The sequence below is a fragment of the Bradyrhizobium algeriense genome (genome assembly GCF_003062295.1).
GTDB classification, from domain to species: domain Bacteria; phylum Pseudomonadota; class Alphaproteobacteria; order Rhizobiales; family Xanthobacteraceae; genus Bradyrhizobium; species Bradyrhizobium algeriense.
In genome coordinates, this window is the sequence record NZ_PYCN01000005.1 from 134,051 (window position 1) to 159,281 (window position 25,231).

The following is a 25,231-nucleotide window of genomic DNA, read 5'->3' on the forward strand; positions in this document are numbered from 1 at the left end:
ACATGGCGAAGGGCAGAAGCGAAGCGGACAGCGATACGGCGGCAACCCGCCGTGGTCGCCCCCGTTCTGCCGAGACCACCAACGCCATTCTGCAAAGCGCCTACACGCTGATGGCGACTACGGGTCTCGCCGCCACCAGTATCGATGCGGTTGCACGGCATTCCAACGTCTCGAAGATGACCATCTACAAATGGTGGCCATCGCGAGAGGCCTTGCTGATAGATGCGTTCCTGAACCATGCCTCGCTGATGCTGCCGCTGCCGGCCACCGGCGCGCCGGCGGAACGCCTGAGAAGCCACGCCGCGGCTTATGCGAAGGCGCTGCTGGGCGAGTTCGGCAGGGTACAACTCGCGGTGATCTCCGAATGCATCTCGAACACAGGGTCCGCGGAGATTTTCTACGAGCGCTATCTCGGATATCGAAGAACCGCCCTGGTCGAATTGATCGCCGCCGGCCAGCAGGACAGAAGCATTGGCGCGACCGGGACACCGGAGGACCTGTACGACGCGATCTATGGCAGCCTGTTCTACCGCTACATCTTCGGAATCAAGCCGATCTCGCCGGCACATGCCCGCAATCTCGTCGACACCCTGCTGATGATCAAGAACCGCTGACGCCGCCGGCCGCGTCAGCTCGCGCGCGGCGGAACCACGCCCACGTCTCCCGTGTCACGGCCCGATAGCCCTGCCCCCGGAAAACGATCTGATCATCGACGACCCGGTTCAGCTTCGGCAGCGCATGAAACGGGATCGAAGGATAAGCGTGGTGCTCGACGTGATAGGGCATGTTCCACGCAAACCATCTCATGAGCATGCCGGTGTAGGTGGTGCGGGTGTTCTGGAAGGCGCTTCGCGTCCGGTCACAGCCGGTATGCTCGGCATAGAGATAAGGGCGCAAGAACAACTGGCCGACGATCAGCGGAACGATCCACACCCAGAGCAGAAGCGCCGTATGCAGCGTGAGCGACGCGAGCAGCAGCACGACATAGAAAGCGACATAGAGGCGCGCTTCCTTCACGACGATGTGGCGCTTGCCTTCCGGGATCCAGGGAGCGGAGGCCTTGCCGGTAAAGGCATGGCGAAGCATCAGCCCTACCCGGAAAGCGACCTGCCGAAGGCCGGTATAGGCGACTGCGAGTTGCGTATCCGAGGCGGGGATCGGGCCAACAAGCAGTTCCGGATCCCGATCCGGATCCTGCGTGTAGCGATGGTGGTCCCAGTGGAACAGGCAATAATATTCGTAAGGCAGTCCGATCGCGAATGAAGACAGATGACCGAGTGCGAGATTGAGCGCGCGGCTCCGAAACGCCGTCTTGTGGGCGGTCTCGTGCACGACCATGAACAGGAAGGCGACGAAGTAACCCTGCACGACGATGAGCGGCAACGCCCAGGCCAGGCCATAGGTCGAGGACACCAGCCAGATCAGCGTACCGAAAATGCCGATGGCGCCGTAGTGGCTGACCGCGCGAACGATGCCTTGAAGGTCGGATCGCGCCGATAGCTCGCGCAGCGCGGCCGAGTTCAGCGGCTTCTCTCCCGTTGCAGTGATGGCAGTGCTCATGGTCGCAATCGCCTCCCAGGATGATTTCAACTCTGCAGCAGCGCCGATATTTCGGCGGTGATGAACGCGCGATCCGCGGGATTGTTGACCGGATTTCCGGCGCGGTGTCCGTGGATCGAGGGAATCGGACGGAGTTCGGCTGACTTCGCGTTGACGAGCCGGCTGATCTCTTCCTCGTTGTCGCTGACATCGAAGTAGCGGTCCGTCTGCCCCGGCATCAGCAGAACCCGCGCCTTGATCGCCGCGAGCGCTCGGACCATGTCGCCGCCGAATTCCGGACATTGACTGATATCGCCGCGCTGCCAGATGCCGATCTGCGCCAGCAGATCGTTGGCATCACGGCGCGAGAAGGCTTCATCCCAGGAACGCGTCAGGTAATCTTCCAGCGAGCTGAAGCCGAAATCGCGCCACACCTCGTCCCGGTAATAGGCGTGCGACATCGCCCATCCGGCATAGACGCGCCCCATGGCGCGCAGGCCGGCGGCAGGCCTGGCGACGAAACGACCGTCCCTGAACGCGGGATCGGCGGTGAGCGCGGCCTTCACGCCCTCGAGGAAGACGTGATTGTAGGGCGAGCATCTGGCGCTGCCGCACACAATGGCCGCCCGCTCCACCATGTCAGGATGGCACGCCGCCCAGTGGTACGCCTGCATGCCGCCCATGGACCAGCCGTAGACCAGCGCGATCGTCGAAATCCCGAACTGCTCGACCAGAAGGCGGCGCTGGATCGCCACCGCATCGTGATAGCTGATGGCTGGAAACGGCGTCGCTTCCGAATTGGATGGCGACGAGGACAGGCCGTTGCCGAACAGGTTTGGAATGACGATGAAGAAGCGCTCCGGATCCAGGATGCCGCCGCGCTGCACCAGCCATTCCGTGTCGGTGTGCTGCGCGCTGAAGGACGTCGGATAGACAATCACGTTGTCCTTCCGCGCGTTCAGCGTGCCATAGGTCTTGTAGGCAAGACGCAACGAGGGGAATACGACGCCCGACTGCAGCAAAGCGTCTCCGGCGTGGAAGACCTGATAATCACCGCTGGTCGCCATATCGTCACCCTTGTCGGCGCGCGTAACCGGCGCAACCTTTAATGTACAAATCGTACATTATTTGGATGAGATTGCAACGGCATTGTTGCGGCCTTGGAAACGCACGCTGGCGCGCCTCGAGACCAGGTCTCATGTCAGACCATATGGTGCGCGTGTCTCTACGAGGCCGCCCACCGCGCCTCATTCGGCCGGGGCTGCTGCGACCTCCGAATGCGAGTAGTCCACACCTGGACTGGTCTTCGCCAGCGCGAACAGACCTGCCGCCATGACCGCATAGGCCAGCGCGACGCCCGGCGTGACGCCGAGGCCGCCGCCGATGCCGACGGCTTCGCCGTGCATGAAACCGAAATAGGTCATGACCGCACCGGCCAGCGCAAACGCGGATGCTTTAAGAAAATCGCGCTCGATCACGAACACGCCGATCGCGCCGAGCACCAGGCCGGCGAGGATCGAGCCGCCGCCCATCACTTCGAGGCCGTGATAGAGCACGCCCTGCTGCGGCAGCGCTGATATTGCGGCGGACTTGACCGCGTCGACCTTGTCGGCAGCGAGCCCGCCGACGGCCTGCGCCGCCGCGATCGTCGAGCCGAGCATGGTGTCGATCTGCAGTTTTGCCCAGGCAGCGAGATGCGGCGTCAGCGCCAGCACGATGGCAGGCGCATGCTTGACCGGCGTGGTCTGGAACGCCTGCGCGCCGATCAGCATGCCGATATAGAGCAGGATCGGCGAGATCGCGACCACGGGCACCAGCGCCAGCAACACCGAGATGATACCGAACCATGACAACAGCACCACCATGATGCCGGTCGCCGCCGAATAGCCGATCCGGCCGCCCATCGCCTTCCAGCCGGGGTGGCCGATGTAGACGGCGTTGATGAAGGGATTGCCCATCAGGCAGCCGATCAGGCTGACGACACCGTCGGCAGTGAGAACGCGCGTGGTCGGATATTCGTCGCCGGCCGCTTCCGCGCTTTCGACGTTATCCATGGCCTCGACGAGATCGTAGATGCCGAACGGGATTGCCGTGACGAGAATGATGCCGAGGAATTCGAAGCCGGAGAAGACGTGACCGATGGCCGGCAACGGCACCGAGAAGCCGAAATTCGCAAAGGCATCGCCGACGCCCTTCAGGCTCAAACCGCCGAGGCCGAGACCGAACAGGTTCGAACCCCAGGCGATGATCATACCCACCGCAATGGCGACGAGGCCGGCCGGCATGCCCCTCCAGTATTTCACGCCGCCGAACCAGCTCACCAGGATGATGGCAAAACACACCAGCCCGATCTGCGGCGTCATGTACATTTCGAGCGCCGGGCGCATCGAGATGAAGGTGACGGAGACACCCGCGAGCGTGCCGAGCAGCGCCGCGCGCGGGGTGATCTTTCTGATATAGGGCGCGATGAAGCCGCCGATCATCAGGATAAAGCTCTGGAAGAACACCCAGACCAGGCCGGCCGACCAGCCCTTGACGGGATCGCCGGTCTTCAGCGTGATCGGCAGCATGATCACGAAGGTGACGATGAACATGTGCGGGACGCTGACGCCTGATGGCAGCGCGCAGACGTCGCTGCGGCCGGTCTTCTGCGCAAGTTTGTAGGCGAGATACGCATAATAGAACGTCGAGAGGCACATCATCAGGCCGAGCGCCGGCAGGATGCGGCCGAACACGATCGAGTCAGGCATCTTCAGCACGAAGCGCAACAGCCCGGTCAGCACCAGCATGTTGACGAGAATGTTGGTGCCGAAGCCGAACAGCGCGTTCCAGTCGCCGGGTGTCCACAATGCCGGCTTGAAAGTGGATGTGCCTGATATTCCTGTCGCACTCGTGCTCATCGTTATGCCCCCGCTGCTGCCGTTCTTGGAATCTCCAGTGAAAGCGCCTCCAGCACCGCGGCCGAGTCGGAGACCCAGCCGAAAATGCCGCCCTGGGCCTTGATCATTTTCAGGCCCATCTCGTGAAACTCAGGAAAGTAGGATGCGCAACCATCCGCCAGCACCACGCAGCGATAGCCGCGGTCGTTGGCTTCGCGCACGGTGGTGTTGACGCAGACCTCTGTCGTGACGCCGCAGACCAGCAAATTCTCGATGCCGTAGCGCTGCAGCACCTCGCCGAGCTCGGTGGCGTAGAACGCGCCCTTGCCCGGCTTGTCGATCACGATCTCGCTGTCGAGCGGATACACTTGGGGAATGATGTCGTGGCCGGCCTCGCCGCGAATGAGAATACGCCCCATCGGCCCGGGATCGCCGATGCGCAGGGACGGCGCGCCGCGCTCGACCTTGGCCGGCGGCGCGTCCGACAGATCGGGCAGATGTCCCTCGCGGGTGTGGACGACGAGCATGCCGGTCTGACGCGCCGCAGCCAGCACCGCTGCGATCGGCTGCACCGCCCGCGCGAGCTGGCTGACGTCATTGCCGAGTGTCTCGCCGAAGCCGCCCGGCTCCATGAAATCGCGCTGCATGTCGATGATGAGAAGCGCGGTCGCCGCCCAGTCGAGCTCGATCGGCTCCGGCTCCGCTCTGAGCTTTGCTGAGTTCGCCATGACGTACGCGCCCCGAACGAGAGAACTCTCAAAGAGAAGTCAAGCAAGGCGCGTGCCATTGTGTACAATGGCGACGGGCGATCGGCCTGGAGAAAATCAGTAGAATTGTCAGCCCGTTATTCGCCGATGCCGATCGCGGCACTCCTTTATCGAACGCACCACAAGCGAGCAGCTGCCCATTAGCTGTGCATGCTGCGATTGCGCTTGCCCGACCGAAGAACGAACGATCTGTCATTTCCCGTTCGCACCTGTCCTAACAACTGGACCAGCCAGGCAAGGCCGGCATCCATCATCGCTACCTTCGGAAGGACGACATTGATCGAGAAGCGCGGCAGCGGCAGCGGCGCCTTGACGGCGGCGACGTTGAAGCGGGCGCCATGGATCTCGATAAACCGTCGCGGCAGCGCGGAGACCATCTCGGTTTCGGCCAGCACCGAAAGGGCAAAACTGAAGTTTGGCACGGTCAGGGCCACGCGCCGCGTCAGGCTTTTCTTGGCGAGTTCAACATCCACGAATCCGGTAACATCACCGGTATGCGAAACGACGAGATGCTCCATTTCGCAGTAGCGCTTGAGGGTCGGGTTGCGCTGGAATGAATGCCCCTTTCTAACGGCGATGACGAACTCTTCCTCGTAGAGCTTCTGTTTGTGGAAACGGACCGGAATATCGTCAAAGGGAATGATCGCGATATCCGTCGTCCGGTCTTCGAGCTCCTTCAACGCATCCTTCCATGCCAAATGAGGAGCGGTGAACCCTTGCACCGGAAGAAGCTGCCGGATGCCGACATCGACACCCGGCGCCACCCCACGCAACGTCTCCAGCAGCGGAGGCAGAATGACCGACGAAATTCCATCCGGCGCGCCGATGACGAAACGTCGTGTCGAATGCCGTGGATCAAATGGCGTAGACGACGAAACCACGCCGCGGATACGCGCGAGAATTTCAGCGACTGATGGCGCGAGCTGGAGGGCGCGCTCCGTCGGAACGACGCCTTTCGGGGTCTTGAGAAACAAGGGATCGCCCAGCAGCGTACGCAGGCGGCCAAGTCCATGGCTGATGGCAGAGGGCGAAAGATGCAGCCGCTCCGCCGACCGGCCGACATGCCGCTCCTGAAAGACGATCTCGAACAGTACGAGAAGGTTGAGATCGATCCGGGAAAGGTCAATTTGGTTCAGCATAATGCTGAAATCATATCACTGGATTCATCATGATTGAAATGGGATTTGGGCGGCACAGCCGGTCAGTCGCCGGCCCCACGCGAATGGACACCGAAATGTTCAAATTGAACCGCTGGAGGCGCTTGGCGCTGAAGGCCGCGCTTGCAATGCCGTTGTCGGCCAGCGCCGCACAGGAGCCAATGTCGACAAGTTCGGAGCAGGAAGTTGCTGATCTGGTCAGGAAAACCGAAGCGCGGGCTTCGGCTTTCATGCGCGGCGATATGGACAAATGGGCCGGCCTCACGCGCATCGCGGACGACTTTACCCTGATGCAGCCGTTTGGCGGTGAAGCCAGCCGCGGCTTCGACATGAGTCCCGAGCGGCTGGCGCGGCTCGCCAGCTATTTCAGAAACGGCGACGCCAAAGTCGAACTGGTCCAATCCTACGCGTCGGGCGATCTGGTCGTCCTTGCAGTGATCGAGCGTGAGCACGGCGAAGTCGGCGGCTTGCCGGACCAGGACTGGTCACTGCGGGTGACGCTGGTCTATCGCAGGCAAGGCGCGGAGTGGTGGCTGGTTCACCGCCACGCCGACCCGCTCGTGCGTAACGTCGGGCTTGAAACAGCGGCCGCGTTGGCCCGCGGTGCAACTCTCGACAAGAAATGAGGCGGTCTAGCTCCCGTCAAGTAGCGGCGTCCCGAATGCCCGCCGCCAGACCGACAGAAAACGCGGAAACCAGGAGTGGGCGTCTGCGCTCTGATAGGCCCATGTGCGATATTTCTGTCCCTTTTCGGACAGGAGCTCCTGGTATCCGCCGTGCGTTTCGGTCGCAGTACGAATGTCCCTCAATATATCGCGGGCGTAGGGCCGGTACCTGTCGGAGCCGGAGTGTTCATCGTAGTCCAGCATGCGATCGGCAAATTCGACGTTGAATGTCGGCCAGCAAGAACGTCCCTGGTAGGCCGGAGCCGCAATCTTGTGGATCATCTTGTTCTGCGGATTATCCGCCGATACCAGGAAGTGAGATGTATCCGGGATTCGAAACCGCGGCTCGCCAAGTATCAGATCCGTCGTGGCTGCGAACAGCGCGCGTTCGCCCGCTTCGCCCAGATCCCAAAATCCCTGATGCACATTGACGAAATCCAGCGCAATGCAAGACGCCGCCGGTTCGCTCCTCAAGTCCAGAGCATGCCTGATATAGCCAAGCTTGCCGAACAACCCGAGCAGCTCCGTCTTGTATTGCGAAAGCTCGCGTCCGAGCAGCTCTTCCAGCTCGATCCGGTCGACCACCCCCAACCGTATGCCGCGCACAAAGGTCGCGTAGACGCATGCATTGGTGACAAAGCGCCTGCGTTCGGCACGGGTATCGGTTGCCGCGGAACGCGGTGCGGTGACGTCGCACAGCAAAGCCGCGACGCCGCCGTCCTCGAACGGCTCCAACGCTTCCGCGAGTTGAAATATCGCGTTATTCAGATCCTCGCGATATTCGGCAAGCAACAAGCGGCCGGCATGAGCGCCCTGTGACATCGCCAAAAACGGCGATGCCCTTTGGTCCGCACGCACGATTTGTTCCAGGCCTGCGAGGATGCCCAACAGCGTGTCCGACGGCAGCGAGAAGTAATTGACGCCGATGTACCGGTCGCCTCCCGCGGGAACAATGGTCGTCGTGACGACATTGGCGCGGACGGCCTCCAGCATCAGCCGGACGCTTTTTTCGAGCAAGCGAACCCGGCGGACGGCATCCTCGGAATCCATGATGGTCTCGGGATCGAGAACATCGGGATAAAACCAGGCAAAATCCCGAGGATAGTAGGCGGAGGCGTGCGGCGCCCCCGTGACCAGAAAGACTTCCTTGGGAGAAAAGGCACTGTTGACCGAGTGCCTGTACAGCTCGTCGATCCCACCCGATGCGTGAGATTTTCTCAGGAATCGATCACCGAGAAAATTTAGGGCCTGAATACCGTTGGCGACACCGGTGGCCAACAGACCCTGGTAAAACCGGTATTCGCGACGAGATGAAAATGGAATGTGACGATTCATATGCTTGGATGAAACCATGTCCGGCGGGTGTCGAGTGTCAGTGGTTACCCCAGACATCATAGATTCGTCTTTCTGTCAGATGAATCGTGATGTCATCGCATTGTCACAAATGGACCGTGCGTAGAGCGCAGCGAAACCCATCACGCCTCCGCGCAATGATTGGGTTTCGCTTCGAGACTGGGCAAGAATCCTGGTCGGCTGGGCAAACGAGTGTACGATTCGACTGATGACAAATCATACCTTCAAGACCGGTGTGTTGACCGGAACCAGCCGAGCCTTCTTCCTGCGCGTGTTGAAGACTACGTGGATCGCGACAATCCAGTTCGGGCCATTGACGCTTTTGTCGAGACGCTTTTGTCGATGCGCTGGACGTTGAGAAGCTTGGCTTTTGCCATGCGTCAAGTTCGCGAGAGGCACGCCTCTCGCGGGCGACGGTAGCAAAAGAGCCGTTCTCCGGGGAGCTCGCTATAACTAATCCGCCCTACAGATCTCACCGCAACGCCGCCGTCGCCAGCGCGTGCTCCACGCAATTACTCACATGGGCGCGCAGCGTTTCAGCCGCGTTCGCGGCGTCGCGCTTCAGTGCGGCCTCGAGCAGCGCCTTGTGCTGGGCGGCGGGCTCGTTGCCGCGGTAGCTGAAGGCGATCATCTGGTAGCGGAAATATTTGTCGAACACCAAGGCATGCGTCTCCATCAGCATGCGCGAGCCGCAATTGGAAATCAGCGCCTGATGGAATTCGCCGTCATAGCGCTTCCATTGCTCCAGCTCGCCGAGGCCGGTTTCCATCAGCCGCTCGGTTGACGCCAGCTTGTGATGGGCGGAGACCACGCGCCCTTCCCACTCGACATCGGCATTGGCGAACGACACGCGCATTGCATGCTGCTCCAGCAGCAGCCGAAGCTCCGCAAGCTCCCGCAAGTTTCCGGCCGAGATCGGCGCCACCTCGAAGCCGCGCCTGCCCTCGGCCAGCACAAAGCCTTCCGCGGCCAGCCGGTTGAGGATTTCGCGCAGCGTCGAGACGCTGACGCCGTAATCCTCCTTGAGGCCTTCCAGCCGGAGCTTCTGTCCCGGGCGGAGCCGGCCGAACACGATGTCGGTGCGGATGCGGCGATAGCCGTCATCGCCGACCGCTTCCTGCTCTTCCGTTCGTTCAACCAGTGTCATTGCCAATCCATGCGCGAGCCAGCCAACCGGCAAGTGCCATGTCAGCTGATTCCGCTCAAGGCGCCCTCTCGTCCTATATAACATATTTCATCTGATAATTCTTATTTTATATTTTGACTTTGCTTTTCTCATATGAATACTCCCCTTACCGCGACGTCAGAAGATCGCGAACCAACCGGGGAGAAACCGCCATGCGGATCGGATTACTGTGCGCTGCTGTCAGCCTTTGTGCGCTTGTGGGGACACCGGCTGCCGCCCAAGTGCAGGAACGCACCATCCGCTGGGGCCACCTCAACAACACCGACCACCCGATCAGCTTTGGCGTGAAGAAGTTCGCCGAGGTGCTGGCGGCCAAGAGCGGCGGCAAGCTGAAGATCCGCGAGTTTCCCGCTTCCCAACTCGGCAACGAGATGCAGCAGCAATCGGCAGTGCGCGGCGGCACGCAGGAAATCCTCTCGGCGTCGACGACTTCGCTCGCGAGCGTCGTCAAGGATCTCGGCCTGTTCGACTTCCCCTTCATCGTCAGCACGTTCGAGCAAGCTGAAGCGCTGGCCCAGGGCCCGTTCGGCAAGGCGATGCTCGACACGTTGCCTGAGAAAGAGCTGGTCGGTCTCGGCTATTGGGGCCTCGGCTTCCGCAACGCCACCAACAGCAGCCGCCCGATCGCGAAGGTCGAGGATTTCTCCGGCCTGAAGCTGCGCGTGATCCCGAACCCGGTCTATCTCGAAACCTTCAAGGCGCTGAAGGCGAACCCGGTGCCGATGGCGTTCGGCGAATTGTACACCGCACTGGAAAACAAGACCGTCGACGGCCAGGAGAATCCCTACAGCGTCATCCTGTCCAACAAATTCTACGAAGTGCAGAAATACGTCTCGGCCACCAACCACACCTTCACCCAGAACGTCATCATCGTCAGCAAGAAGTTCTGGGACGGCCTGTCGGTGGAAGAGCAGAAGATGCTGCGCGACAGCTTTGCCGAGACGCGTGAATACCAGCGCGATCAGACCAAGCTGGCGGCGGAGAAGGCGCTGGATGAACTGAAAGCCAAGGGCATGCAATTCAACGAGATCGCGCCCGCCGAGTACGCCCGCATGCAGGACGCCACCAAACCGGTCGTCGAAAAATTCTCGGCCGAATATGACCCGGCGCGCGTAAAGCTCTTCACAAGCGAACTGGCGCGCATCCGCGGCGCCAAGTAGGCCGCCGAGAAAACTGTCATGGGCGCAATCGAGCGGCTGATCGACCTCTACTGCCGGCTGCTCAGGGTCGCGATCGCGGCGTGCCTCGCCGCGATGGTGGTGCTGGTCTTCACCAACGTCGTGATGCGCTATGTCTTCAATTCAGGCATAGCAACATCAGAGGAACTGTCGCGCTGGCTATTGGTCTGGCTGACGTTCCTCGGCGCCATCGTGGCGCTCCGCCAGCATGCCCATCTCGGCGTCGACACGCTCGTTCGCGCGCTCCCGCCGCGCGGAAAACTCGTCTGCTTCGTGCTGAGCTATCTGCTGATGCTATACGTGGATGCGCTGCTGACGCTCGGAAGCTGGAAACAGGCGGTGCTGACCTTCGGCGACACCGCACCCGCATCAGGCATTTCGGTCGGGCTGTTCTTCTATTCCTCCGGGCTCGTGTTCGGCGTGTCGGCCGCCGTGATCCTGCTCGTTGATTTTATACGTGTGCTGAGCGGATCGGGCTCCGAGGAGGACCTGATCCTCGTGAAGGAAAGCGATGAGCACACCTGATTATCCCCTGAAGACGCGGAGGCGAGCGTGACGCTCGCGGTCTTCACCTTCTCGCTGCTCGGCGCGATGGCGCTGGGCATGCCGATTGCGTTTGCGCTGATCGTCTGCGGCGTCGCGCTGATGCATTCGCTGGACATTTTCGACTCGCAGATCGTCGCCCAGAACATCATCAACGGCGCTGACAGTTTTCCCCTCATGGCCGTGCCATTTTTCATGCTGGCCGGCGAGGTCATGAATCGCGGCGGCCTCGCCAAGCGGATCGTCGACGTCGCGCTTGCGCTGGTCGGCCACATCAAAGGCGGCCTCGGCTACGTCACCATCCTCGCCTCCTGCGTGCTCGCCTCGCTATCGGGCTCCGCGGCGGCGGATGCCGCGGCGCTGGCGGCGCTGCTCGTGCCGATGATGGTCGCGGCCGGCCATCGCAAAATGTATGCGGCAGGCCTGGTCGCCGCCGGCGGCATCATCGCGCCCGTGATCCCGCCGAGCATCGGCTTCGTGCTGTTCGGCGTCGCCGGCGGCGTCTCGATCTCGAAACTGTTCCTGGCAGGCATCTTCCCCGGCCTGATGCTCGGCGCTGGGCTGTGCTTCGCCTGGTGGTGGGTCGCGCGTCAGGAGAATGTCGAAAGCCCGCCGCGCAAATCGCTCCGCGAGATCGTCTGGGCCTTCGTCGACGGCTTCTGGGCGCTAATGCTGCCAGCGATCATCATCGTCGGCCTGCGGTTCGGCGTGTTCACGCCGACCGAGGCCGCCGTCGTCGTCGCCGTCTACGCGCTGTTCGTGGCAACCTGCATCTACCGGGAACTGAAGATCGGCGACCTCTACGAAGTCTTCGTCTCGGCGGCGCTCAGCACCAGCGTCGTCATGTTCCTGGTGGCGGCAGCGCTGGTGTCGTCCTGGCTCATCACGGTGTCGGAAATCGCCACCCAGATCGTCGACCTCGTCCGCCCCTTCATGGGCAACCAGACGCTGCTGATGCTCGCGATCATGCTGCTGGTCGTCATCGTCGGCACGGCGCTCGACATGGCGCCGACCATTCTGATCCTCACGCCGATCCTGATGCCGATCGTCAAGCAGGCCGGTATCGACCCGGTCTATTTCGGCGTGCTCTTCATCATCAACTGCGCGATCGGCCTGATCACCCCGCCGGTCGGCGTCGTCCTCAACGTCGTCTGTGGCGTATCGCGTATCAGCATGGAAGACATCATCAAGGGTGTCTGGCCCTTCATGATCGCCCAGCTGATCGTGCTGTTCCTGATGATATTGTTTCCGTCCATCGTCACCGTGCCGGCAAAATGGTTCGGCGGCTGACATGTGGCCGCGATCGGCTACACTGCCGCGTCATTATCCCGTGAAAGGCATTCCATGCGCATCATGATCCTCAATGGCCCGAATTTGAACATGCTCGGCATCCGCGAGCCGCACATCTACGGCTCGACCACGCTCGACGCCATCAAGGCGTCGTGCGAGGAGTTCGCCGCCTTCACCGGCACGCAACTAGCGTTTCACCAGTCGAACCACGAGGGCGAGCTGGTCGACCTGATCCAGTCCGCGCGCACCTCGGCGGACGCGCTCATCATCAATCCGGCCGCCTACTCCTTCACTTCGATTGCGCTGTTCGACGCCATGAAGATCTTCGAGGGCCCGATCTACGAGGTGCACATCTCCAACATCCACGCCCGCGACGAGCTGCACCGGCACTCCAAGCTTTCGGCCGCGGTGAAAGGCGTCATAGCGGGCCTCGGCCCCTACGGCTACATCGTCGCCATGCAGGCCGCACTGCAGGCTGCCGGCCAGTTGCCTGCGTCGCTGCCGGCGGCGGTACGCGTCGGCCCGAAATGACGGATGGAGGCTGACATGCAGGGAGCCGGTTACCTCGCGATCTGGAGCGATCTGACGCCGCAGGACGAAACCGACTGGGCGCACTGGATCACGCGCGAACATGCCGCCGAACGGGTCGGCGTCAATGGCTTCCTGGCGTGCCGGATCTTCCGCGCGCTGGGCGTCTCGGTGAACCGCTACTTCATCCTCTACGAGCTCGAGGACGAGCGCGTCGTCGGCGGTGCGGACTATCTGGCGCGGCTGAACGCGCCGACGCCGTGGTCGCAGCGGATCATGCCCAAGCTCGGCAATTTCGCCCGCGGCGGCGGCCGTATCGCAGCTTCAACCGGCACCGGCCAGGGCGGCATCGTCGCGCCTCTGCGCCTCGACGCCACGCCGTCCTGGGACGCCGCCACGCTCGTCGCCGAGCTCGCCCGCCTCGACCGCATCATCGCCGCGCGGGTCCTGCTCACCGACATCACGCAGACCTCGATCAAAACCCGCGAGAAGGGCATGCGAGCCAACGACGGCTCATTCGCCGCCCTGCTACTGATCGAGGGACTGGACGAAGCCGCCGTCCGCGACGCGCTCCACCATTTGCGCAAGACGCTCCCTGCCGAGGATCATGGCGCAATCGATAGTCTACCGCTCTACCGGCTCGCGTTCAGCCTGCCGAAGCGGCTGCTGCCGGGCTAGGAGAGTCGACGGTCAGCAAAATTGCGAAAACAACCCCATGCAAAGTAGAAATGGGGCCCGCTCCATCCGAAAACACAAGATCTAGACTAGCGCAAACGCTTCGCGTTTATCGCAGACAATGACGGTGAAACGCTACGCCTTCGCCGGCCGCAACATACGCGTGACGCTGCCGAACGCCCAATCGATGACAGGCCAAAACAACAGCACAATCGCGAGCGTGGTGATCGAACCGACGAGACCGTTCGACCAGAACACCTTCATGTCGCCGCCGGAGCCGATCATCGACAGGCGGAACGCATCCTCGGCGCGGTTGCCGAGCACCAGCGCCAGCGTGAACGGCGCCAAGGGAATGCCGATTTTTTTGAACACGTAACCGACGACGCCGAAGCCCAGCATCAGCCAGATGTCGAACATCGCGTTCTGGATCGCGTAGGCGCCGATCGCACAGGACACCACGATCATGGGCGCGACCGCTGCGAACGGCACGCGCAGGATCGAGGCGAAGATCGGCACCGTCGTCAGCACCAACACGAGACCGACGACATTGCCGAGATACATCGACGCAATCAGGCCCCAGACGAAATCCTTGTGCTCGACGAACAGCAACGGACCCGGATTGAGGCCCCACACCATCAACCCACCGAGCAGGATCGCGGCGGTGCCGGAGCCGGGAATGCCGAGCGCGAGCATCGGCAGCAGCGCCGCGGTGCCCGAAGCATGGGCCGCGGTTTCCGGCGCGAACACGCCTTCGATGCGGCCCTTGCCAAAGCTGTCCTGGTCCTTGGAGAAGCGCTTGGCGAGGTTGTAGCCCATGAAGGAGGCGGCAATCGCGCCACCCGGGGTGATGCCGAGCCAGCAGCCGATGAACGAAGAACGAAACAGCGTCACCCAGTATTTCGGCAAATCCTTCCACACCGACAGCACCACGCGCAGGGAGATGCCGGCGGCGTGGCCGCGCAGCGCAAGCCGCTCTTCCATGGTGAGCAGGATTTCGCTGATGCCGAACAGGCCGATGACGGCGACCAGGAAGTTGACGCCGCGCAAGAGCTCCGCCGAACCAAAGGTCATGCGCAACTGGCCGGACACGGTGTCCATGCCGATGCCGGCGAGCAAGAGGCCAAGCGACATCGAAATCACAGTCTTGTGCTTGGCTTCGCGGCCGAGGCCGACGAAAGAGCAGAAGGTGAGCAGATACACCGCGAAGAATTCAGGCGGCCCGAATTTCAGCGCGAAGGAGGAGATCATCGGCGCCAGGAACGTGATCAGCATCACCGCGACCAGCGAGCCGATGAACGACGAGGTGAAGGCCGCGGTCAGCGCTTCCGCCGCCCTGCCCTGCTGCGCCATCGGATAGCCGTCGAAGGTGGTCGCGACCGACCAGGCCTCGCCGGGGATGTTGAACAGGATCGATGTGATCGCGCCGCCGAACAGCGCGCCCCAGTAGATGCAGGACAGCATCACGATCGCCGAGGTCGGATCCATGGTGAAGGTCAGTGGCAGCAGGATCGCCACGCCGTTGGGACCGCCGAGCCCCGGCAGCACGCCGACGAAAATGCCGAGCACCAGGCCGAGCATCATCAGCAGCAGCGTTTTCCACGTCAGCAGCACGGCGAAGCCGTGCATCAAGAGGCCGAGAGCTTCCATCAATCGATCCCCGGTATTTCGTCATTGCCTGCGACAAACGCGAAGCGTTTGCGCAAGCGAGCAAAGCGACGAAGCAATCCACGCTTTCTTTGCGGCACCATGGATTGCTTCGCTTCGCTCGCAATGACGGAAAGAGTCATGCCAAACCCGTTAGCGGCCGAGCGCCGCTTCGAGCGGGCCCTTTGGCATAATGACGTCGAAGGCGATGTCGAAGGTCACGAACATCACGGCGGTGAACACCAAGGCGGTGAGCAACGATTTCCACAGCGCGATCTTGCCGACCATGCGCATGAAACCGCCGATCAGGAGGAAGCTCGCGACATAGAGCCCGAGGAACTGCATGGCGAGGCAGAACAGCACCGTCGGCACGAACACCGCCATCACGCGGCGAAGCTGCGCCCGCGTCACGAACACCTCGGAAGCTTCCCGGCGCGACAGGAACGCGGCGACCAGGCCATAGAGGCTGGCGCCGGCGAGGATGATCGAGAGATAAAACGGAAAGTAGCCGGACTGCGGGCCGGTCGATTCCCAACCGGCTCCCGTCCGCCAGTTGTCGTACCCGAGTGTCGTTGCGAGCGCGAGCAACAGGAGGCAGACGACGACGTCGGCCGCGCGAACGCTCGTCACCGTAGGCGAGTCGGCTTCGGGTGCGGTCGGATCCTCGACGACGATTTCGATGTCGGTATTGGACATGGAGACGGTGACCCCCGATACGACAGACCTGAACGGGGATACGTGCCGACGTCGCCGGCGTCAATGTCCCGCGCTGCGCTCCGGGAATGCGCTCGCAAGTGCAGCACGCTCCGGGCGCAGCAGGCCGCGTTCGGTGATCAATCCCGTCACCAGCCGCGCCGGCGTGACGTCGAAGGCGTAGTTGGCCACAGGCGAGCCTTCGGGAACCACGCGCACGGTCTCGACGCGCCCATCGGCGGTGCGGCCGGTCATGTTCGCCACTTCGTCGGCGCTGCGCTGCTCGATCGGAATCTGCCTGATGCCGTCATCGATACTAAAGTCGATGGTGGGCGATGGCAGTGCAACATAGAACGGCACGCCATTGTCGTGCGCGGCGAGCGCCTTCAGGTAGGTCCCGATCTTGTTGCAGACATCGCCATTGGCGGCCACGCGGTCGGTGCCGACGATCGCGAGATCGACCATGCGATGCTGCATCAGATGGCCGCCGGTGTTGTCCGGGATCACCGTATGCGGCACGCCGTGGTGGCCGAGTTCCCAGGCGGTCAGCGAAGCGCCCTGATTGCGCGGCCGGGTCTCGTCGACCCAGACATGAACCTTCAGGCCGCGATCATGCGCCAGATAAATCGGGGCCGTCGCCGTGCCCCAGTCGACCGTCGCAAGCCAGCCGGCGTTGCAATGGGTCAGGACGTTGACGGGCTCGCCGGGCCGCTTCGTCGCCGCGATCTGCTCGATCAGCGCCAGACCGTGCCGGCCGATCCCCTGGTTGATCGTGACGTCTTCCTCAGCGATTTCGACCGCGCGCCGGTAGGCCGCCGCGACGCGTGCCGACGCCGGCAATGGCCGGAGCAAGCGCGCCATCTCGTCGAGCGCCCATTTCAGGTTGCTCGCCGTCGGCCGCGCCGCCAGCAGCATGGCATAGGCGCGGTCGAGCGGCGCATCGGAAGCGTCGGTACGCATGGCGAGCGCCATGCCGTAAGCCGCCGTAGCGCCGATCAGCGGCGCGCCACGCACCAGCATGGACCGGATGGCCTCGGTCGCGTCCTCCGCGCTTGCGATGCGCGCCACCACGAATTCATGCGGCAATCGCCGCTGGTCGATCGCGCCGACCGTCCAGCCGTCGTCCTCGAGCCAGATGCTGCGAAAATGTCGGCCGTCGACCTTCATGAGTTCAACACCCTTCCCGCCACCGCATCGAGCTTGGCGAGTAGTCGTGGATCGCGCGCTTCCGGCGCCGTGATCAAGGCAGTGTCGAGCGCCTTGTCCGATCCAACAGGACACGGCTCATGCTCGCGCGGAAAATCCCTGGCGAGACGCGCGACAAGCCCCTTGGCCTTGCCGGCATTCGAGTTCAGCACGCGAATGATATCCTGCACGGTGACGGCGTCGTGATCGGGATGCCAGCAATCGAAATCGGTGACCATCGCCACGCTGGCGTAACAGATCTCGGCCTCGCGGGCGAGTTTGGCCTCGGGCATGTTGGTCATGCCGATCACCGAATAGCCCTGCGCCTTATACGTAAGGCTCTCGGCGAGGCTGGAGAATTGCGGCCCCTCCATGCACACATAGGTTCCGCCCTGCACCGCCGCGATGCCTTCGGCTTTGGCGGCCGCCGCCAGATGCACATGCAGCCGCGGCGACACCGGATGCGCCATCGAGACGTGGGCAACGCAGCCCTTGCCGAAGAACGAACTCTCGCGCCGGTAGGTGCGGTCGACGAACTGATCGACGAGGACGAATGTGCCGGGCGGCAGCTCCGCCCTGAACGAGCCGCAGGCCGACAGCGAAACCAGGTCGGTGACCCCGACCCGCTTCAGCACGTCGATATTGGCGCGGTAGTTGATGTCGGAGGGCGACAGCACATGCCCCTTGCCGTGCCGCGGCAGGAACACGATCGGCAAGCCTCCGATCACGCCGCGCGTCAGGGCTGCGGACGGCTCGCCCCAGGGGCTCTTGATGATCTCCTCGCGGACGTCCTCCACCCCCGGCAGGTCGTAGATGCCGGATCCGCCGATGATGCCAAGCACGGCACGCGTCATGACTTCTCCCAGTCAGGATTTCACGCAAGATGTTCGACTATACTGCGGCGCAATAATCAAGCATTGTCGCGCGGTTGCAAGGGGTCTTCAAATGCCGACCACGAAGGACCGGGAAAAACGCCAGTCGATCATCGATGCCTGCCGCAGCATGAATGCGCTCGGTATCAACCAGGGGACATCAGGGAATATCAGCCTGCGCCATGGCGAGGGCCTGCTGATCACGCCGACCAGCACGCCCTACGAGGCGATGAAGCCCGAGCAGATCGTATTCATGGGCCTGGATGGCTCGCACGATGCCGCCCAGCGGCCGTCGAGCGAGTGGCGATTTCACCTGGACATCCTGAGAGCTCGGCCAGAAATCAATGCGGTGGTCCATGCCCACCCGATCTATTCGACGATCCTCGCCATCATGGGCCTGGAAATTCCACCGATCCACTACATGATCGCGTGTGCCGGCGGCGACACCATCCGCGTCGCACCCTATGCGACGTTCGGCACGCAGGAACTTTCGGAGCACGCCGTGCGCGCGCTGGAAGGCCGGCTGGCCTGCCTGCTGGAACACCATGGCATGATTGCGGTCGGCGCATCGCTGTCGAAAGCGATGTGGCTTGCCGTCGAAGTCGAAACGCTGGCCCGGCAATACCACGGCTGCCTGCAGATCGGGACACCGCGCCTGCTGCCGAAGGCCGAGATCGAAAACGTTCTCGGCAGGATCGCGGGATACGGTCCTGCCGACAAATAGCGATCGGCCTATTTCGCGACGAAGCCCGCTTCGTTCATCAGCGCTGTGTTGAGCTTGTCGTCCTCCTCGAGGAACTTCAGCATGTCCTTGCCGGTGAGGAAGATCGGCTTGAGCGCCTGCTTCTCCATGTACTCCTTGTACTCCGAAGTCTGCGTCACCTTCTGGAACAGGTCGACATAGAACGCCTGTTGTTCCGGCGTGACCTTGCCGGGCAGGAACATCGCGCGCAGCATCAGATACTGCACGTCGAGCCCCTCCTCCTTGCAAGTCGGGATGTCGTTCCAGGATTGCGTTTCGGTGACCTTGGTCTTGTAGGAGATGCGCTCCTTGTCGAACACGCACAGCGCGCGGACCTGGCCGGCGCGCCAGACTTCGAGATTTTCGGATGGGTTGTTGACGTTGGCTTCGGTGTGCTTGCCGACCAGTTGCGTCGCCGCCTCGCCGCCGGACTTGTACGGCAGATAGGAGAATTTCGCGCCGGTCTTCTGCTCCATGAACACGGTGAGCACGTGATCCTCGCGCTTGGAGCCGGTGCCGCCCATCTTGAACGGCGAGCCTGCCGCCTTGGCGGCCGCGATGAAGTCCTTCACCGTCTTCGGTCCGTCGGCATTGTCCCACAGCACGAATTGATCCATCGCGACGACCGATACCGGCGTCAGGTCGCGCCAATTGAAAGGGATCTTCGCCGACAGCGGCAGCATGTAGATCAGCGAATAGGCGATCAGCACCTTGTTGGCATCGCCGTCGCTGGACTTCATGTACATCAGCGCCTCAGCGCCGGACGCCCCGCCCTTCAGCGACACAACCATCGGCTGCTTCATCAGATTGTTCTTCTGAATGGCCGCCTGCATCATCCGCGCCATCTGGTCGGACGCACCGCCTGCGCCGGCCGCGACCACGATTTCAACCGGCTTGGTCGGCTCCCAGGCGGCAAGCGCCGGGGTACTTGCGATCATGGCCGTCAAGGCGGCCGCGGCTTTCAGCATCTGTCCCACGAGGTTTCTTCCCTATGTATTTGCAAGACTTTGTAAAATCAGACTTGGCTGGTTGCTTGCCACATCTTGCGAGCGAACCGACGAGAGTTCAAGCTGCACCGCAATGTACCGCCCTATGACTTTCGCATGAGGCGCAAATCTTTCCCGCAGGAGGTTCGTAGCTACGTACAGCCGATTCAATCTCGCCGCTTTTCCGTTGCATGGCTGTGAGTGGGCCCATTTAATGCACGCTACAAGGTAAATCAGGGGGAGAAGCTGAATGAGAAGGATTTTGATAACCGTCCTCATGGGCGCGACGATAACCCTCGCCGGATGCGGACGGGATCCGGGACCGAAGGGGGATGCCGGCCCACAAGGACCAGCCGGGCCGCAGGGCGCGCAGGGCTTGCAAGGCGTGCCCGGCCCTCAAGGACAACAGGGCGCTCAAGGGCCACAGGGTCCCCAAGGGCCACAAGGACCGCAGGGCGCTCCCGGCGCAAAAGGCGATCCCGGACCGGCTAGCGCTTCCATCAGATCGGTTCAGGCGAGCGGCGAGGTCAGTTGCGATGCAAATGAAAACCTGGTGTCGGTGTTCTGCCCGTCTGGCGGTGCATCCGATGGCGCCAAGTGCGGCACCGGTCCGGCCGTCGGTCTTTGTCTTAAAAAGTAGCCGTCCTACCGCGCTGCGGTCCAACGAATGACGCGCCGGCGAGGAAGCATGAAGGTGTTCGCGATTGGTTTGGTCCTGGCTTGTCTTTCCACCGTCGCGGACGCCGGTTCTTCAATAATCGGTGCGGGCTCTCAAACCTGCACGGCGTGGACCAACCGCAAAAAGAATGCGGTCGTCAAAGGAAGCTTTGAATCCTGGCTGGTTGGATTCATCAGCGGCCTGAACATCAGCGGCGAACGGGACATGGTTGGCGGCGGCGACTTCGACGCGATCATTGCGTGGATGGATCAACGTTGCCTCACAACCCCCTCAGACAGAATAGGTATCGCGGCGCTCGACCTGGGTATGGAACTGGCAAAAAAGGCAGCCAGACCATAGTGGGCGGTCTTGACCGCTTGCTGCCCCGTTCGACTACTTGCCCTTCCAGTTCGGCGTGCGCTTGTTGAGGAACGCGTCCATTCCCTCGCGAAAATCCTCGCTCATATAGGCGCGCAGGATCAGGTCCTCGCCCTCGTCGCGCGTCAGCGTCCGCCGGATGCGGCGTACCGCTTCCTTGGTGACCTCGAGCGTGATCGGCGCATGGCTGGCGACGAGCTTCGCGGTTTCATCGGCGCGGCGCTGCAGCGTCGCGACATCAGGCACCACCTCATTGAGCAGCCCGAGCGCCAGCGCTTCCGGCGCCTCGACCAGTCTCGCCTTGAAGATCAGGTCCTTGGTCCGCGCCGGGCCGACCAGCGAAACCAGCCTGGAGATATTCGACATCGACAGGCAATTGCCGAGCGTGCGCGCGATCGGAAAGCCGATCCGCGTGGTTTCGGTGCCGATGCGAATGTCGCAGCACGCCGCGATCCCGGCGCCGCCGCCGGTGCAGGCGCCGGCAATCGCGGCGATGGTCGGCACCCGACATGCCTCCAGCGCGCCGAGCACCCGATCGATCCGCGCTTCATAATCGAGCGCATCCTGCGCGGTCTTGAAGGCGCGGAACTGCGAGATGTCGGTGCCCGACGCGAACGCCTTGTCGCCGGCGCCGGTCAGGATCATCGCCTTGATCGAGCGATCATTGTTGACGGTTTCGCAGATCGCCGCCATCTGCTCGTACATGGCAAAGGTCAGCGCATTGCGCGCCTGCGGACGGTTGAACGTCAGCCGGGCGATGCCGTCCTCGACGGAATAAATCAGGTCTTCGGTCGCAGCTACCGGAGCGTTCATCGCAGCTCTCTCTGTTGTTGTTTCGGTCAAACGATCTCAGGCAACGGCAGCCTTCGGCATCGATACGATATCGCGTCCCTTGAGCACGTCCATGGCCGCCAGCACGCCGCCGCCGCGATGCGGCACCTTGGCGAGATCGAGGCCCATCTCGACGCCCGACAGCGTGCCCATCAGCATCAGGTCGTTGAAGTGCCCGATATGACCGATCCGGAACACCTTGCCCTTGATCTTGTTCAGGCCGGTGCCGAGCGACATGTCGAAGTTTTCCAGCACGACCTTGCGGAAATTATCGGCGTCATGGCCTTCCGGCATGACGACGCCGGTCAGTGCGGGCGAGTGCGCGCCCTGCTCCTGGCATTGCGTTTCGAGGCCCCACACCTTGGCGGCGGCGCGCGTCGCGGCGCTGTGGCGCTTGTGCCGGGCGAAGACATTCTCCAGGCCCTCTTCCTCGAGCATGTTGACCGCCTCGCGCAAACCGAACAGCAAATTGGTCGCGGGCGTATAGGGCCAGGTGCCCGCCTTGTTGATCGCGATGACCTCCTGCCAGTCCCAGTAGGAGCGCATGGCGGGGTTTGCCTTCGCCACGGCAAGCGCCTTTTCCGAGATGGCGTTGAAGCCGAGACCCGGCGGCAGCATCAGGCCCTTCTGCGATCCCGCGACCGACACGTCGATGCCCCAGGCATCATGCTCATATTCCAGCGATCCGAGACCGGAGATGGTATCGACCATCAGCAGCGCCGGATGATTGACGCGATCGAGAATCTTGCGAACTTCCTGCGGATGGGTGACGCAGCCGGTCGAGGTCTCGTTGTGAACCACGCACACGGCCTTGATCTTGTGCGCCTTGTCGGCCGACAGCCGCGCCTCGATCTGCTCGAGGTCGGCGCCGTGACGCCAGTCACCGGGCAGGAAATCGACTTCGACCTTGAACTTCTCGGCGATACCGCGCCACAGCACGGCAAACTGCCCGGTCTCCGCCATCAGAACCTTGTCGCCGGGCTGCAGCGTATTGACAAGGGCTGCCTCCCAGGCGCCGGTGCCGGACGACGGGTAGATGATCACCGGCTGCCTGGTGCGAAATACCCGCTGCATGGCTGCCAGAACGGCATGACCGACCTCGGCAAACTCGGGACCCCGGTGGTCCATGGTCGGCATGTCCATCGCGCGCAGTACCCGGTCCGGCACGTTGGTCGGTCCCGGAATCTGCAGAAAATGCCTTCCAGTATGCACGGTCATGGGCGTCCTTCCCGGTATTACCTTGGCGTTTCGAGCCGCTCGAATATCACCATTTGGCGGGCTTGTCGCCCGCCGGACGCAGCACGTCAATGCATAAGGAGCAGGGCTTGAGCGGCGCCCGCCGGGCAGGCGCGAGCTGCCGGCTAGCTGCCGACGACCTTGAGATGCGCCGGGGAATTGCCTTGCGGACGCTGCTCCAGATACTTCATCGCGGCATCGACGCCTCCGGAGCGGTGCGGTACGCCTGCGACCGACAAGCCCATCTCCACACCGGTCAACGCACCGAGCAGCGTGAGCTCGTTGCATTCGCCGAGATGGCCGATGCGAAACACCTTGCCTGCGACCTTCGACAGGCCTGAGCCGAGCGACATGTTGTAGTTGTCGAGCACGACCTGGCGGAATTGATCGGCGTCGTGCCCCGGCGGCATCAGCACGGCGGTCAGCACGGGCGAATACTCCTGGGGTTCCTGGCAGAGCACCTCCAGCCCCCAATGATTGACAGCGGCACGCGTCGCTGCGGCGAGCCGCTGGTGACGCGCGAACACATTATCGAGCCCCTCTTCGAGCAGCATCGCGATCGCTTCGCGCAGCCCGTAAAGCAGGTTTGTCGCCGGCGTGTACGGGAAGAAGCCCTTCGCGTTCGGCTTCAGCATTTCCTCCCAGTCGAAATAGGAGCGCGGCATCCGGTTGGTCCTGGCAGCGGCGCGGGCCTTCTCCGAGATGGCGTTGAAGCCGAGGCCGGGCGGCAGCATGAAGCCCTTTTGCGAACAGCTGACGCTGACATCGACCTTCCATTCGTCATGCCGGTAGTCGACCGACCCGAGCGAGGAGATGGTGTCGACCATCAACAAAGCGGGATGTCCGGTCCGGTCGATCGCGGCGCGGATGTTGGCGATACGACTTGTGGCGCCGGTCGACGTCTCGTTATGGACGACCATCACCGCCTTGATCGCGTGTTCGGCGTCATCTGTGAGTCTCGCCTCGATCTGGGCGGGGTCGGCGCCGCGACGCCAATCGCCGGCAATGAAATCGACCTCGATCCCGAAACGGCCCGCCATCTGGCGCCACAGGGTCGCAAAGTGGCCGGTCTCCACCATCAGGACCTTGTCGCCCGGCGAAAGCGTATTGACGATCGCGGCCTCCCAGGCGCCTGTCCCTGACGACGGGAAGATCATCACCGGTCCAGCGGTCTGGAAAATCCGCTGGCTACCCTCCAGCACCGCCCGCCCGAGTTCGGCGAAATGGGCGCTGCGGTGATCGATCACGGGCATGTCCATCGCGCGAAGCACCCGGTCGGGGACCGGGCTCGGCCCTGGAATCTGCAGAAAATGCCGTCCTTGCCGCATGACAACCTCCCAAAAAGTGCCTTGAGCGCCATTTTGCATTCATTTTTTGCCTTTTCAATCTAATTTTGGTATTCGATTTAGTCGTCGACGCCGCAGATTCCGCAAACTACTGTTATGCAAATGAAATCCACGATTCCCGAAGCCGGGGTGCCGATCGCCCAGTCCGACCGCCAGGAGGCCTCGCTTCACGGCGAAATCCTGCTGCGGCTTCGCGATTACGTCGTCGAAGGCAACATTCCAGAGGGTGCACGTGTTCCGGAACGGCAGCTCTGCGAGATGCTTGGAATCTCCAGAACGCCGCTGCGCGAGGCGCTCAAGGTCCTGGCCGCGGAAGGCCTGATCGATCTCCTGCCCAACCGCGGCGCACGCGTGCGCCAGCTTAGCGAGCGGGATCTGGCGGAGCTTTTCGACGTAATGGCCGGGCTGGAAAGCCTCGCCGGACGCCTGGCCTGCGAGGCCATCACGGACGAGGAAATCGCCGCGATCGAGCGGCTGCACTATGAGATGTACGGCCATTACCTCAATAGCGACATGCACGGCTATTTTCAGGTCAACCAGCGCATCCACGAGAGCATTGTTGCCGCCGCGCGCAACGAGACCCTGCGCTCGGCCTACGCCAGTTTTGCCGGCCGGATCCGCCGCGTCCGCTATTCCGCCAATTTCGCGCGCAAGCGGCAGCGCTGGGGCGAAGCCATGCGCGAGCACGAAGCGATCCTGGATGCGCTGCGCCGTCGCGCCGCAAGCGAGCTGAGCGACATCCTGTTCCAGCACTTGCGCAACAAGCGAGCCGCAGCCATTGAACATCTGGCCGTGGCACGGGATGCCACCGCAGCCGCGACTGCGGGCAGCTAGCTTGCCGATTATGAATTCATAATGTAATTCGTCCTGTAAAAAGTGCATAATCCCGTTGAGGGGTTA

Annotated in this window: 27 protein-coding genes; 11 read left to right on the top strand and 16 right to left on the bottom strand. The window is 62.5% G+C overall.

Annotated features, from left to right (window positions below; translation table 11 throughout):
* Window positions 1-2 precede the first annotated feature (2 nt).
* Complete coding sequence (locus C7G61_RS13555) at window positions 3-614, top strand: TetR/AcrR family transcriptional regulator (RefSeq protein ID WP_108514706.1); 612 nt, start codon at window positions 3-5, stop codon at window positions 612-614.
* Here C7G61_RS13555 and C7G61_RS13560 read toward each other — a convergent pair.
* From C7G61_RS13560 to C7G61_RS13580, 5 genes are all read right to left on the bottom strand, one after another.
* Window positions 601-1,560, bottom strand: a complete 960-nt coding sequence (locus C7G61_RS13560) for a fatty acid desaturase (protein WP_108515060.1) — start codon at window positions 1,558-1,560, stop codon at window positions 601-603. The two genes, C7G61_RS13555 and C7G61_RS13560, sit on opposite strands and share 14 nt — an antisense overlap.
* A gap of 26 nt (window positions 1,561-1,586) precedes the next feature.
* Window positions 1,587-2,606, bottom strand: coding sequence for an alpha/beta fold hydrolase (locus C7G61_RS13565; protein ID WP_108514708.1), 1,020 nt, complete (start codon window positions 2,604-2,606; stop codon window positions 1,587-1,589).
* Between the two features lie 180 nt (window positions 2,607-2,786).
* On the bottom strand, window positions 2,787-4,439 hold the full coding sequence (locus C7G61_RS13570) for a regulator (RefSeq protein WP_108514711.1): 1,653 nt from the start codon (window positions 4,437-4,439) through the stop codon (window positions 2,787-2,789).
* A gap of 2 nt (window positions 4,440-4,441) precedes the next feature.
* The gene (locus C7G61_RS13575) at window positions 4,442-5,146 is read right to left on the bottom strand and encodes a cysteine hydrolase family protein (RefSeq protein WP_108514713.1); all 705 of its coding nucleotides are present in this window, start codon (window positions 5,144-5,146) and stop codon (window positions 4,442-4,444) included.
* A gap of 179 nt (window positions 5,147-5,325) precedes the next feature.
* The gene (locus C7G61_RS13580; protein WP_244608293.1) at window positions 5,326-6,267 is read right to left on the bottom strand and encodes a LysR family transcriptional regulator; all 942 of its coding nucleotides are present in this window, start codon (window positions 6,265-6,267) and stop codon (window positions 5,326-5,328) included.
* Between C7G61_RS13580 and C7G61_RS45995 the strand changes: the two genes are divergently transcribed.
* Both C7G61_RS45995 and C7G61_RS13585 read left to right on the top strand, forming a co-directional pair.
* Window positions 6,196-6,357, top strand: a complete 162-nt coding sequence (locus tag C7G61_RS45995; protein ID WP_244608296.1) for a hypothetical protein — start codon at window positions 6,196-6,198, stop codon at window positions 6,355-6,357. The two genes, C7G61_RS13580 and C7G61_RS45995, sit on opposite strands and share 72 nt — an antisense overlap.
* An 89-nt stretch (window positions 6,358-6,446) precedes the next feature.
* Complete coding sequence (locus C7G61_RS13585; RefSeq protein WP_244608281.1) at window positions 6,447-6,968, top strand: YybH family protein; 522 nt, start codon at window positions 6,447-6,449, stop codon at window positions 6,966-6,968.
* 6 nt (window positions 6,969-6,974) lie between these two features.
* Here C7G61_RS13585 and C7G61_RS13590 read toward each other — a convergent pair whose 3' ends face one another.
* On the bottom strand, window positions 6,975-8,342 hold the full coding sequence (locus C7G61_RS13590; protein WP_108514717.1) for a hypothetical protein: 1,368 nt from the start codon (window positions 8,340-8,342) through the stop codon (window positions 6,975-6,977).
* Between the two features lie 490 nt (window positions 8,343-8,832).
* Window positions 8,833-9,507 carry a GntR family transcriptional regulator gene (locus tag C7G61_RS13595; RefSeq protein WP_108514720.1) on the bottom strand — a complete coding sequence of 225 codons (675 nt, stop codon included), beginning with the start codon at window positions 9,505-9,507 and terminating at the stop codon, window positions 8,833-8,835.
* A 191-nt stretch (window positions 9,508-9,698) separates the two neighbouring features.
* Here C7G61_RS13595 and C7G61_RS13600 point away from each other — a divergent pair, with 191 nt between their 5' ends.
* The 5 genes from C7G61_RS13600 to C7G61_RS13620 are packed head-to-tail and all read left to right on the top strand — an operon-like array spanning window position 9,699 to window position 13,763.
* Window positions 9,699-10,706, top strand: coding sequence for a TRAP transporter substrate-binding protein (locus C7G61_RS13600; protein ID WP_108514722.1), 1,008 nt, complete (start codon window positions 9,699-9,701; stop codon window positions 10,704-10,706).
* Window positions 10,707-10,733: 27 nt separating this feature from the next.
* Entirely contained in the window at window positions 10,734-11,249 is a 516-nt protein-coding gene (locus tag C7G61_RS13605; protein WP_108515064.1) for a TRAP transporter small permease, read from the top strand.
* 27 nt (window positions 11,250-11,276) lie between these two features.
* Window positions 11,277-12,557 (top strand): TRAP transporter large permease subunit, encoded by a 1,281-nt coding sequence (locus tag C7G61_RS13610; RefSeq protein ID WP_108514724.1) that lies wholly within the window; start codon window positions 11,277-11,279, stop codon window positions 12,555-12,557.
* 54 nt (window positions 12,558-12,611) lie between these two features.
* The gene (locus tag C7G61_RS13615) at window positions 12,612-13,088 is read left to right on the top strand and encodes a type II 3-dehydroquinate dehydratase (protein WP_244608283.1); all 477 of its coding nucleotides are present in this window, start codon (window positions 12,612-12,614) and stop codon (window positions 13,086-13,088) included.
* 15 nt (window positions 13,089-13,103) lie between these two features.
* Entirely contained in the window at window positions 13,104-13,763 is a 660-nt protein-coding gene (locus tag C7G61_RS13620) for a hypothetical protein (protein ID WP_108515068.1), read from the top strand.
* A gap of 132 nt (window positions 13,764-13,895) precedes the next feature.
* Here C7G61_RS13620 and C7G61_RS13625 read toward each other — a convergent pair whose 3' ends face one another.
* From C7G61_RS13625 to C7G61_RS13640, 5 genes are read right to left on the bottom strand one after another with little or no spacing between them, the layout of a single operon-like run.
* A complete protein-coding gene (locus C7G61_RS13625) occupies window positions 13,896-15,407 on the bottom strand; it encodes a tripartite tricarboxylate transporter permease (RefSeq protein WP_108514726.1) in 1,512 nt (503 codons plus the stop codon).
* A complete protein-coding gene (locus C7G61_RS44590) occupies window positions 15,407-15,547 on the bottom strand; it encodes a hypothetical protein (protein WP_190241797.1) in 141 nt (46 codons plus the stop codon). The genes C7G61_RS13625 and C7G61_RS44590 overlap by 1 nt, the downstream gene beginning before the upstream one ends.
* Window positions 15,548-15,557: 10 nt before the next feature.
* Window positions 15,558-16,100, bottom strand: coding sequence for a tripartite tricarboxylate transporter TctB family protein (locus C7G61_RS13630; protein ID WP_108514729.1), 543 nt, complete (start codon window positions 16,098-16,100; stop codon window positions 15,558-15,560).
* A gap of 60 nt (window positions 16,101-16,160) precedes the next feature.
* On the bottom strand, window positions 16,161-17,264 hold the full coding sequence (gene mtnA, locus C7G61_RS13635) for an S-methyl-5-thioribose-1-phosphate isomerase (RefSeq protein ID WP_108514731.1): 1,104 nt from the start codon (window positions 17,262-17,264) through the stop codon (window positions 16,161-16,163).
* Entirely contained in the window at window positions 17,261-18,136 is an 876-nt protein-coding gene (locus C7G61_RS13640; protein WP_108514733.1) for an S-methyl-5'-thioadenosine phosphorylase, read from the bottom strand. Before C7G61_RS13640 ends, mtnA begins: the two co-directional genes overlap by 4 nt.
* Before the next feature lie 91 nt (window positions 18,137-18,227).
* On the opposite strand from C7G61_RS13640, the gene C7G61_RS13645 reads away from it, so the two are divergent.
* Entirely contained in the window at window positions 18,228-18,878 is a 651-nt protein-coding gene (locus C7G61_RS13645) for a class II aldolase/adducin family protein (RefSeq protein ID WP_108514735.1), read from the top strand.
* 8 nt (window positions 18,879-18,886) lie between these two features.
* Here the strand turns inward: C7G61_RS13645 and C7G61_RS13650 are convergent, their stop codons facing one another.
* Window positions 18,887-19,864 carry a Bug family tripartite tricarboxylate transporter substrate binding protein gene (locus C7G61_RS13650; RefSeq protein ID WP_420836760.1) on the bottom strand — a complete coding sequence of 326 codons (978 nt, stop codon included), beginning with the start codon at window positions 19,862-19,864 and terminating at the stop codon, window positions 18,887-18,889.
* A 706-nt stretch (window positions 19,865-20,570) separates the two neighbouring features.
* Here C7G61_RS13650 and C7G61_RS13660 point away from each other — a divergent pair.
* A complete protein-coding gene (locus C7G61_RS13660) occupies window positions 20,571-20,900 on the top strand; it encodes a hypothetical protein (protein WP_108514742.1) in 330 nt (109 codons plus the stop codon).
* A 33-nt stretch (window positions 20,901-20,933) separates the two neighbouring features.
* On the opposite strand, the gene C7G61_RS13665 is transcribed toward C7G61_RS13660, so the two are convergent.
* From C7G61_RS13665 to C7G61_RS13675, 3 genes are all read right to left on the bottom strand, one after another.
* Window positions 20,934-21,731 carry an enoyl-CoA hydratase/isomerase family protein gene (locus C7G61_RS13665; RefSeq protein ID WP_108514744.1) on the bottom strand — a complete coding sequence of 266 codons (798 nt, stop codon included), beginning with the start codon at window positions 21,729-21,731 and terminating at the stop codon, window positions 20,934-20,936.
* 36 nt (window positions 21,732-21,767) lie between these two features.
* Entirely contained in the window at window positions 21,768-22,967 is a 1,200-nt protein-coding gene (locus tag C7G61_RS13670) for a pyridoxal-phosphate-dependent aminotransferase family protein (protein ID WP_108514746.1), read from the bottom strand.
* A 143-nt stretch (window positions 22,968-23,110) separates the two neighbouring features.
* Window positions 23,111-24,313 (bottom strand): pyridoxal-phosphate-dependent aminotransferase family protein, encoded by a 1,203-nt coding sequence (locus tag C7G61_RS13675; RefSeq protein ID WP_190241798.1) that lies wholly within the window; start codon window positions 24,311-24,313, stop codon window positions 23,111-23,113.
* Between the two features lie 120 nt (window positions 24,314-24,433).
* Between C7G61_RS13675 and C7G61_RS13680 the strand changes: the two genes are divergently transcribed.
* The gene (locus C7G61_RS13680; RefSeq protein WP_190241799.1) at window positions 24,434-25,165 is read left to right on the top strand and encodes a GntR family transcriptional regulator; all 732 of its coding nucleotides are present in this window, start codon (window positions 24,434-24,436) and stop codon (window positions 25,163-25,165) included.
* Window positions 25,166-25,231 lie beyond the last annotated feature (66 nt).

Excerpts from the sequence above, each read along its gene's own strand:
- C7G61_RS13555 (WP_108514706.1), top strand. The coding sequence starts at position 3 with ATGGCGAAGGGCAGAAGCGAAGCGGACAGCGATACGGCGGCAACCCGC.
- C7G61_RS13560 (WP_108515060.1), bottom strand. The coding sequence starts at position 1,560 with ATGAGCACTGCCATCACTGCAACGGGAGAGAAGCCGCTGAACTCGGCC.
- C7G61_RS13565 (WP_108514708.1), bottom strand. The coding sequence starts at position 2,606 with ATGGCGACCAGCGGTGATTATCAGGTCTTCCACGCCGGAGACGCTTTG.
- C7G61_RS13570 (WP_108514711.1), bottom strand. The coding sequence starts at position 4,439 with ATGAGCACGAGTGCGACAGGAATATCAGGCACATCCACTTTCAAGCCG.
- C7G61_RS13575 (WP_108514713.1), bottom strand. The coding sequence starts at position 5,146 with ATGGCGAACTCAGCAAAGCTCAGAGCGGAGCCGGAGCCGATCGAGCTC.
- C7G61_RS45995 (WP_244608296.1), top strand. The coding sequence starts at position 6,196 with ATGGCTGATGGCAGAGGGCGAAAGATGCAGCCGCTCCGCCGACCGGCC.
- C7G61_RS13590 (WP_108514717.1), bottom strand. The coding sequence starts at position 8,342 with ATGAATCGTCACATTCCATTTTCATCTCGTCGCGAATACCGGTTTTAC.
- C7G61_RS13595 (WP_108514720.1), bottom strand. The coding sequence starts at position 9,507 with ATGACACTGGTTGAACGAACGGAAGAGCAGGAAGCGGTCGGCGATGAC.
- C7G61_RS13600 (WP_108514722.1), top strand. The coding sequence starts at position 9,699 with ATGCGGATCGGATTACTGTGCGCTGCTGTCAGCCTTTGTGCGCTTGTG.
- C7G61_RS13615 (WP_244608283.1), top strand. The coding sequence starts at position 12,612 with ATGCGCATCATGATCCTCAATGGCCCGAATTTGAACATGCTCGGCATC.
- C7G61_RS13620 (WP_108515068.1), top strand. The coding sequence starts at position 13,104 with ATGCAGGGAGCCGGTTACCTCGCGATCTGGAGCGATCTGACGCCGCAG.
- C7G61_RS13625 (WP_108514726.1), bottom strand. The coding sequence starts at position 15,407 with ATGGAAGCTCTCGGCCTCTTGATGCACGGCTTCGCCGTGCTGCTGACG.
- C7G61_RS44590 (WP_190241797.1), bottom strand. The coding sequence starts at position 15,547 with ATGACTCTTTCCGTCATTGCGAGCGAAGCGAAGCAATCCATGGTGCCG.
- C7G61_RS13630 (WP_108514729.1), bottom strand. The coding sequence starts at position 16,100 with ATGTCCAATACCGACATCGAAATCGTCGTCGAGGATCCGACCGCACCC.
- mtnA (WP_108514731.1), bottom strand. The coding sequence starts at position 17,264 with ATGAAGGTCGACGGCCGACATTTTCGCAGCATCTGGCTCGAGGACGAC.
- C7G61_RS13640 (WP_108514733.1), bottom strand. The coding sequence starts at position 18,136 with ATGACGCGTGCCGTGCTTGGCATCATCGGCGGATCCGGCATCTACGAC.
- C7G61_RS13645 (WP_108514735.1), top strand. The coding sequence starts at position 18,228 with ATGCCGACCACGAAGGACCGGGAAAAACGCCAGTCGATCATCGATGCC.
- C7G61_RS13650 (WP_420836760.1), bottom strand. The coding sequence starts at position 19,864 with ATGCTGAAAGCCGCGGCCGCCTTGACGGCCATGATCGCAAGTACCCCG.
- C7G61_RS13660 (WP_108514742.1), top strand. The coding sequence starts at position 20,571 with ATGAAGGTGTTCGCGATTGGTTTGGTCCTGGCTTGTCTTTCCACCGTC.
- C7G61_RS13665 (WP_108514744.1), bottom strand. The coding sequence starts at position 21,731 with ATGAACGCTCCGGTAGCTGCGACCGAAGACCTGATTTATTCCGTCGAG.
- C7G61_RS13670 (WP_108514746.1), bottom strand. The coding sequence starts at position 22,967 with ATGACCGTGCATACTGGAAGGCATTTTCTGCAGATTCCGGGACCGACC.
- C7G61_RS13675 (WP_190241798.1), bottom strand. The coding sequence starts at position 24,313 with ATGCGGCAAGGACGGCATTTTCTGCAGATTCCAGGGCCGAGCCCGGTC.
- C7G61_RS13680 (WP_190241799.1), top strand. The coding sequence starts at position 24,434 with ATGAAATCCACGATTCCCGAAGCCGGGGTGCCGATCGCCCAGTCCGAC.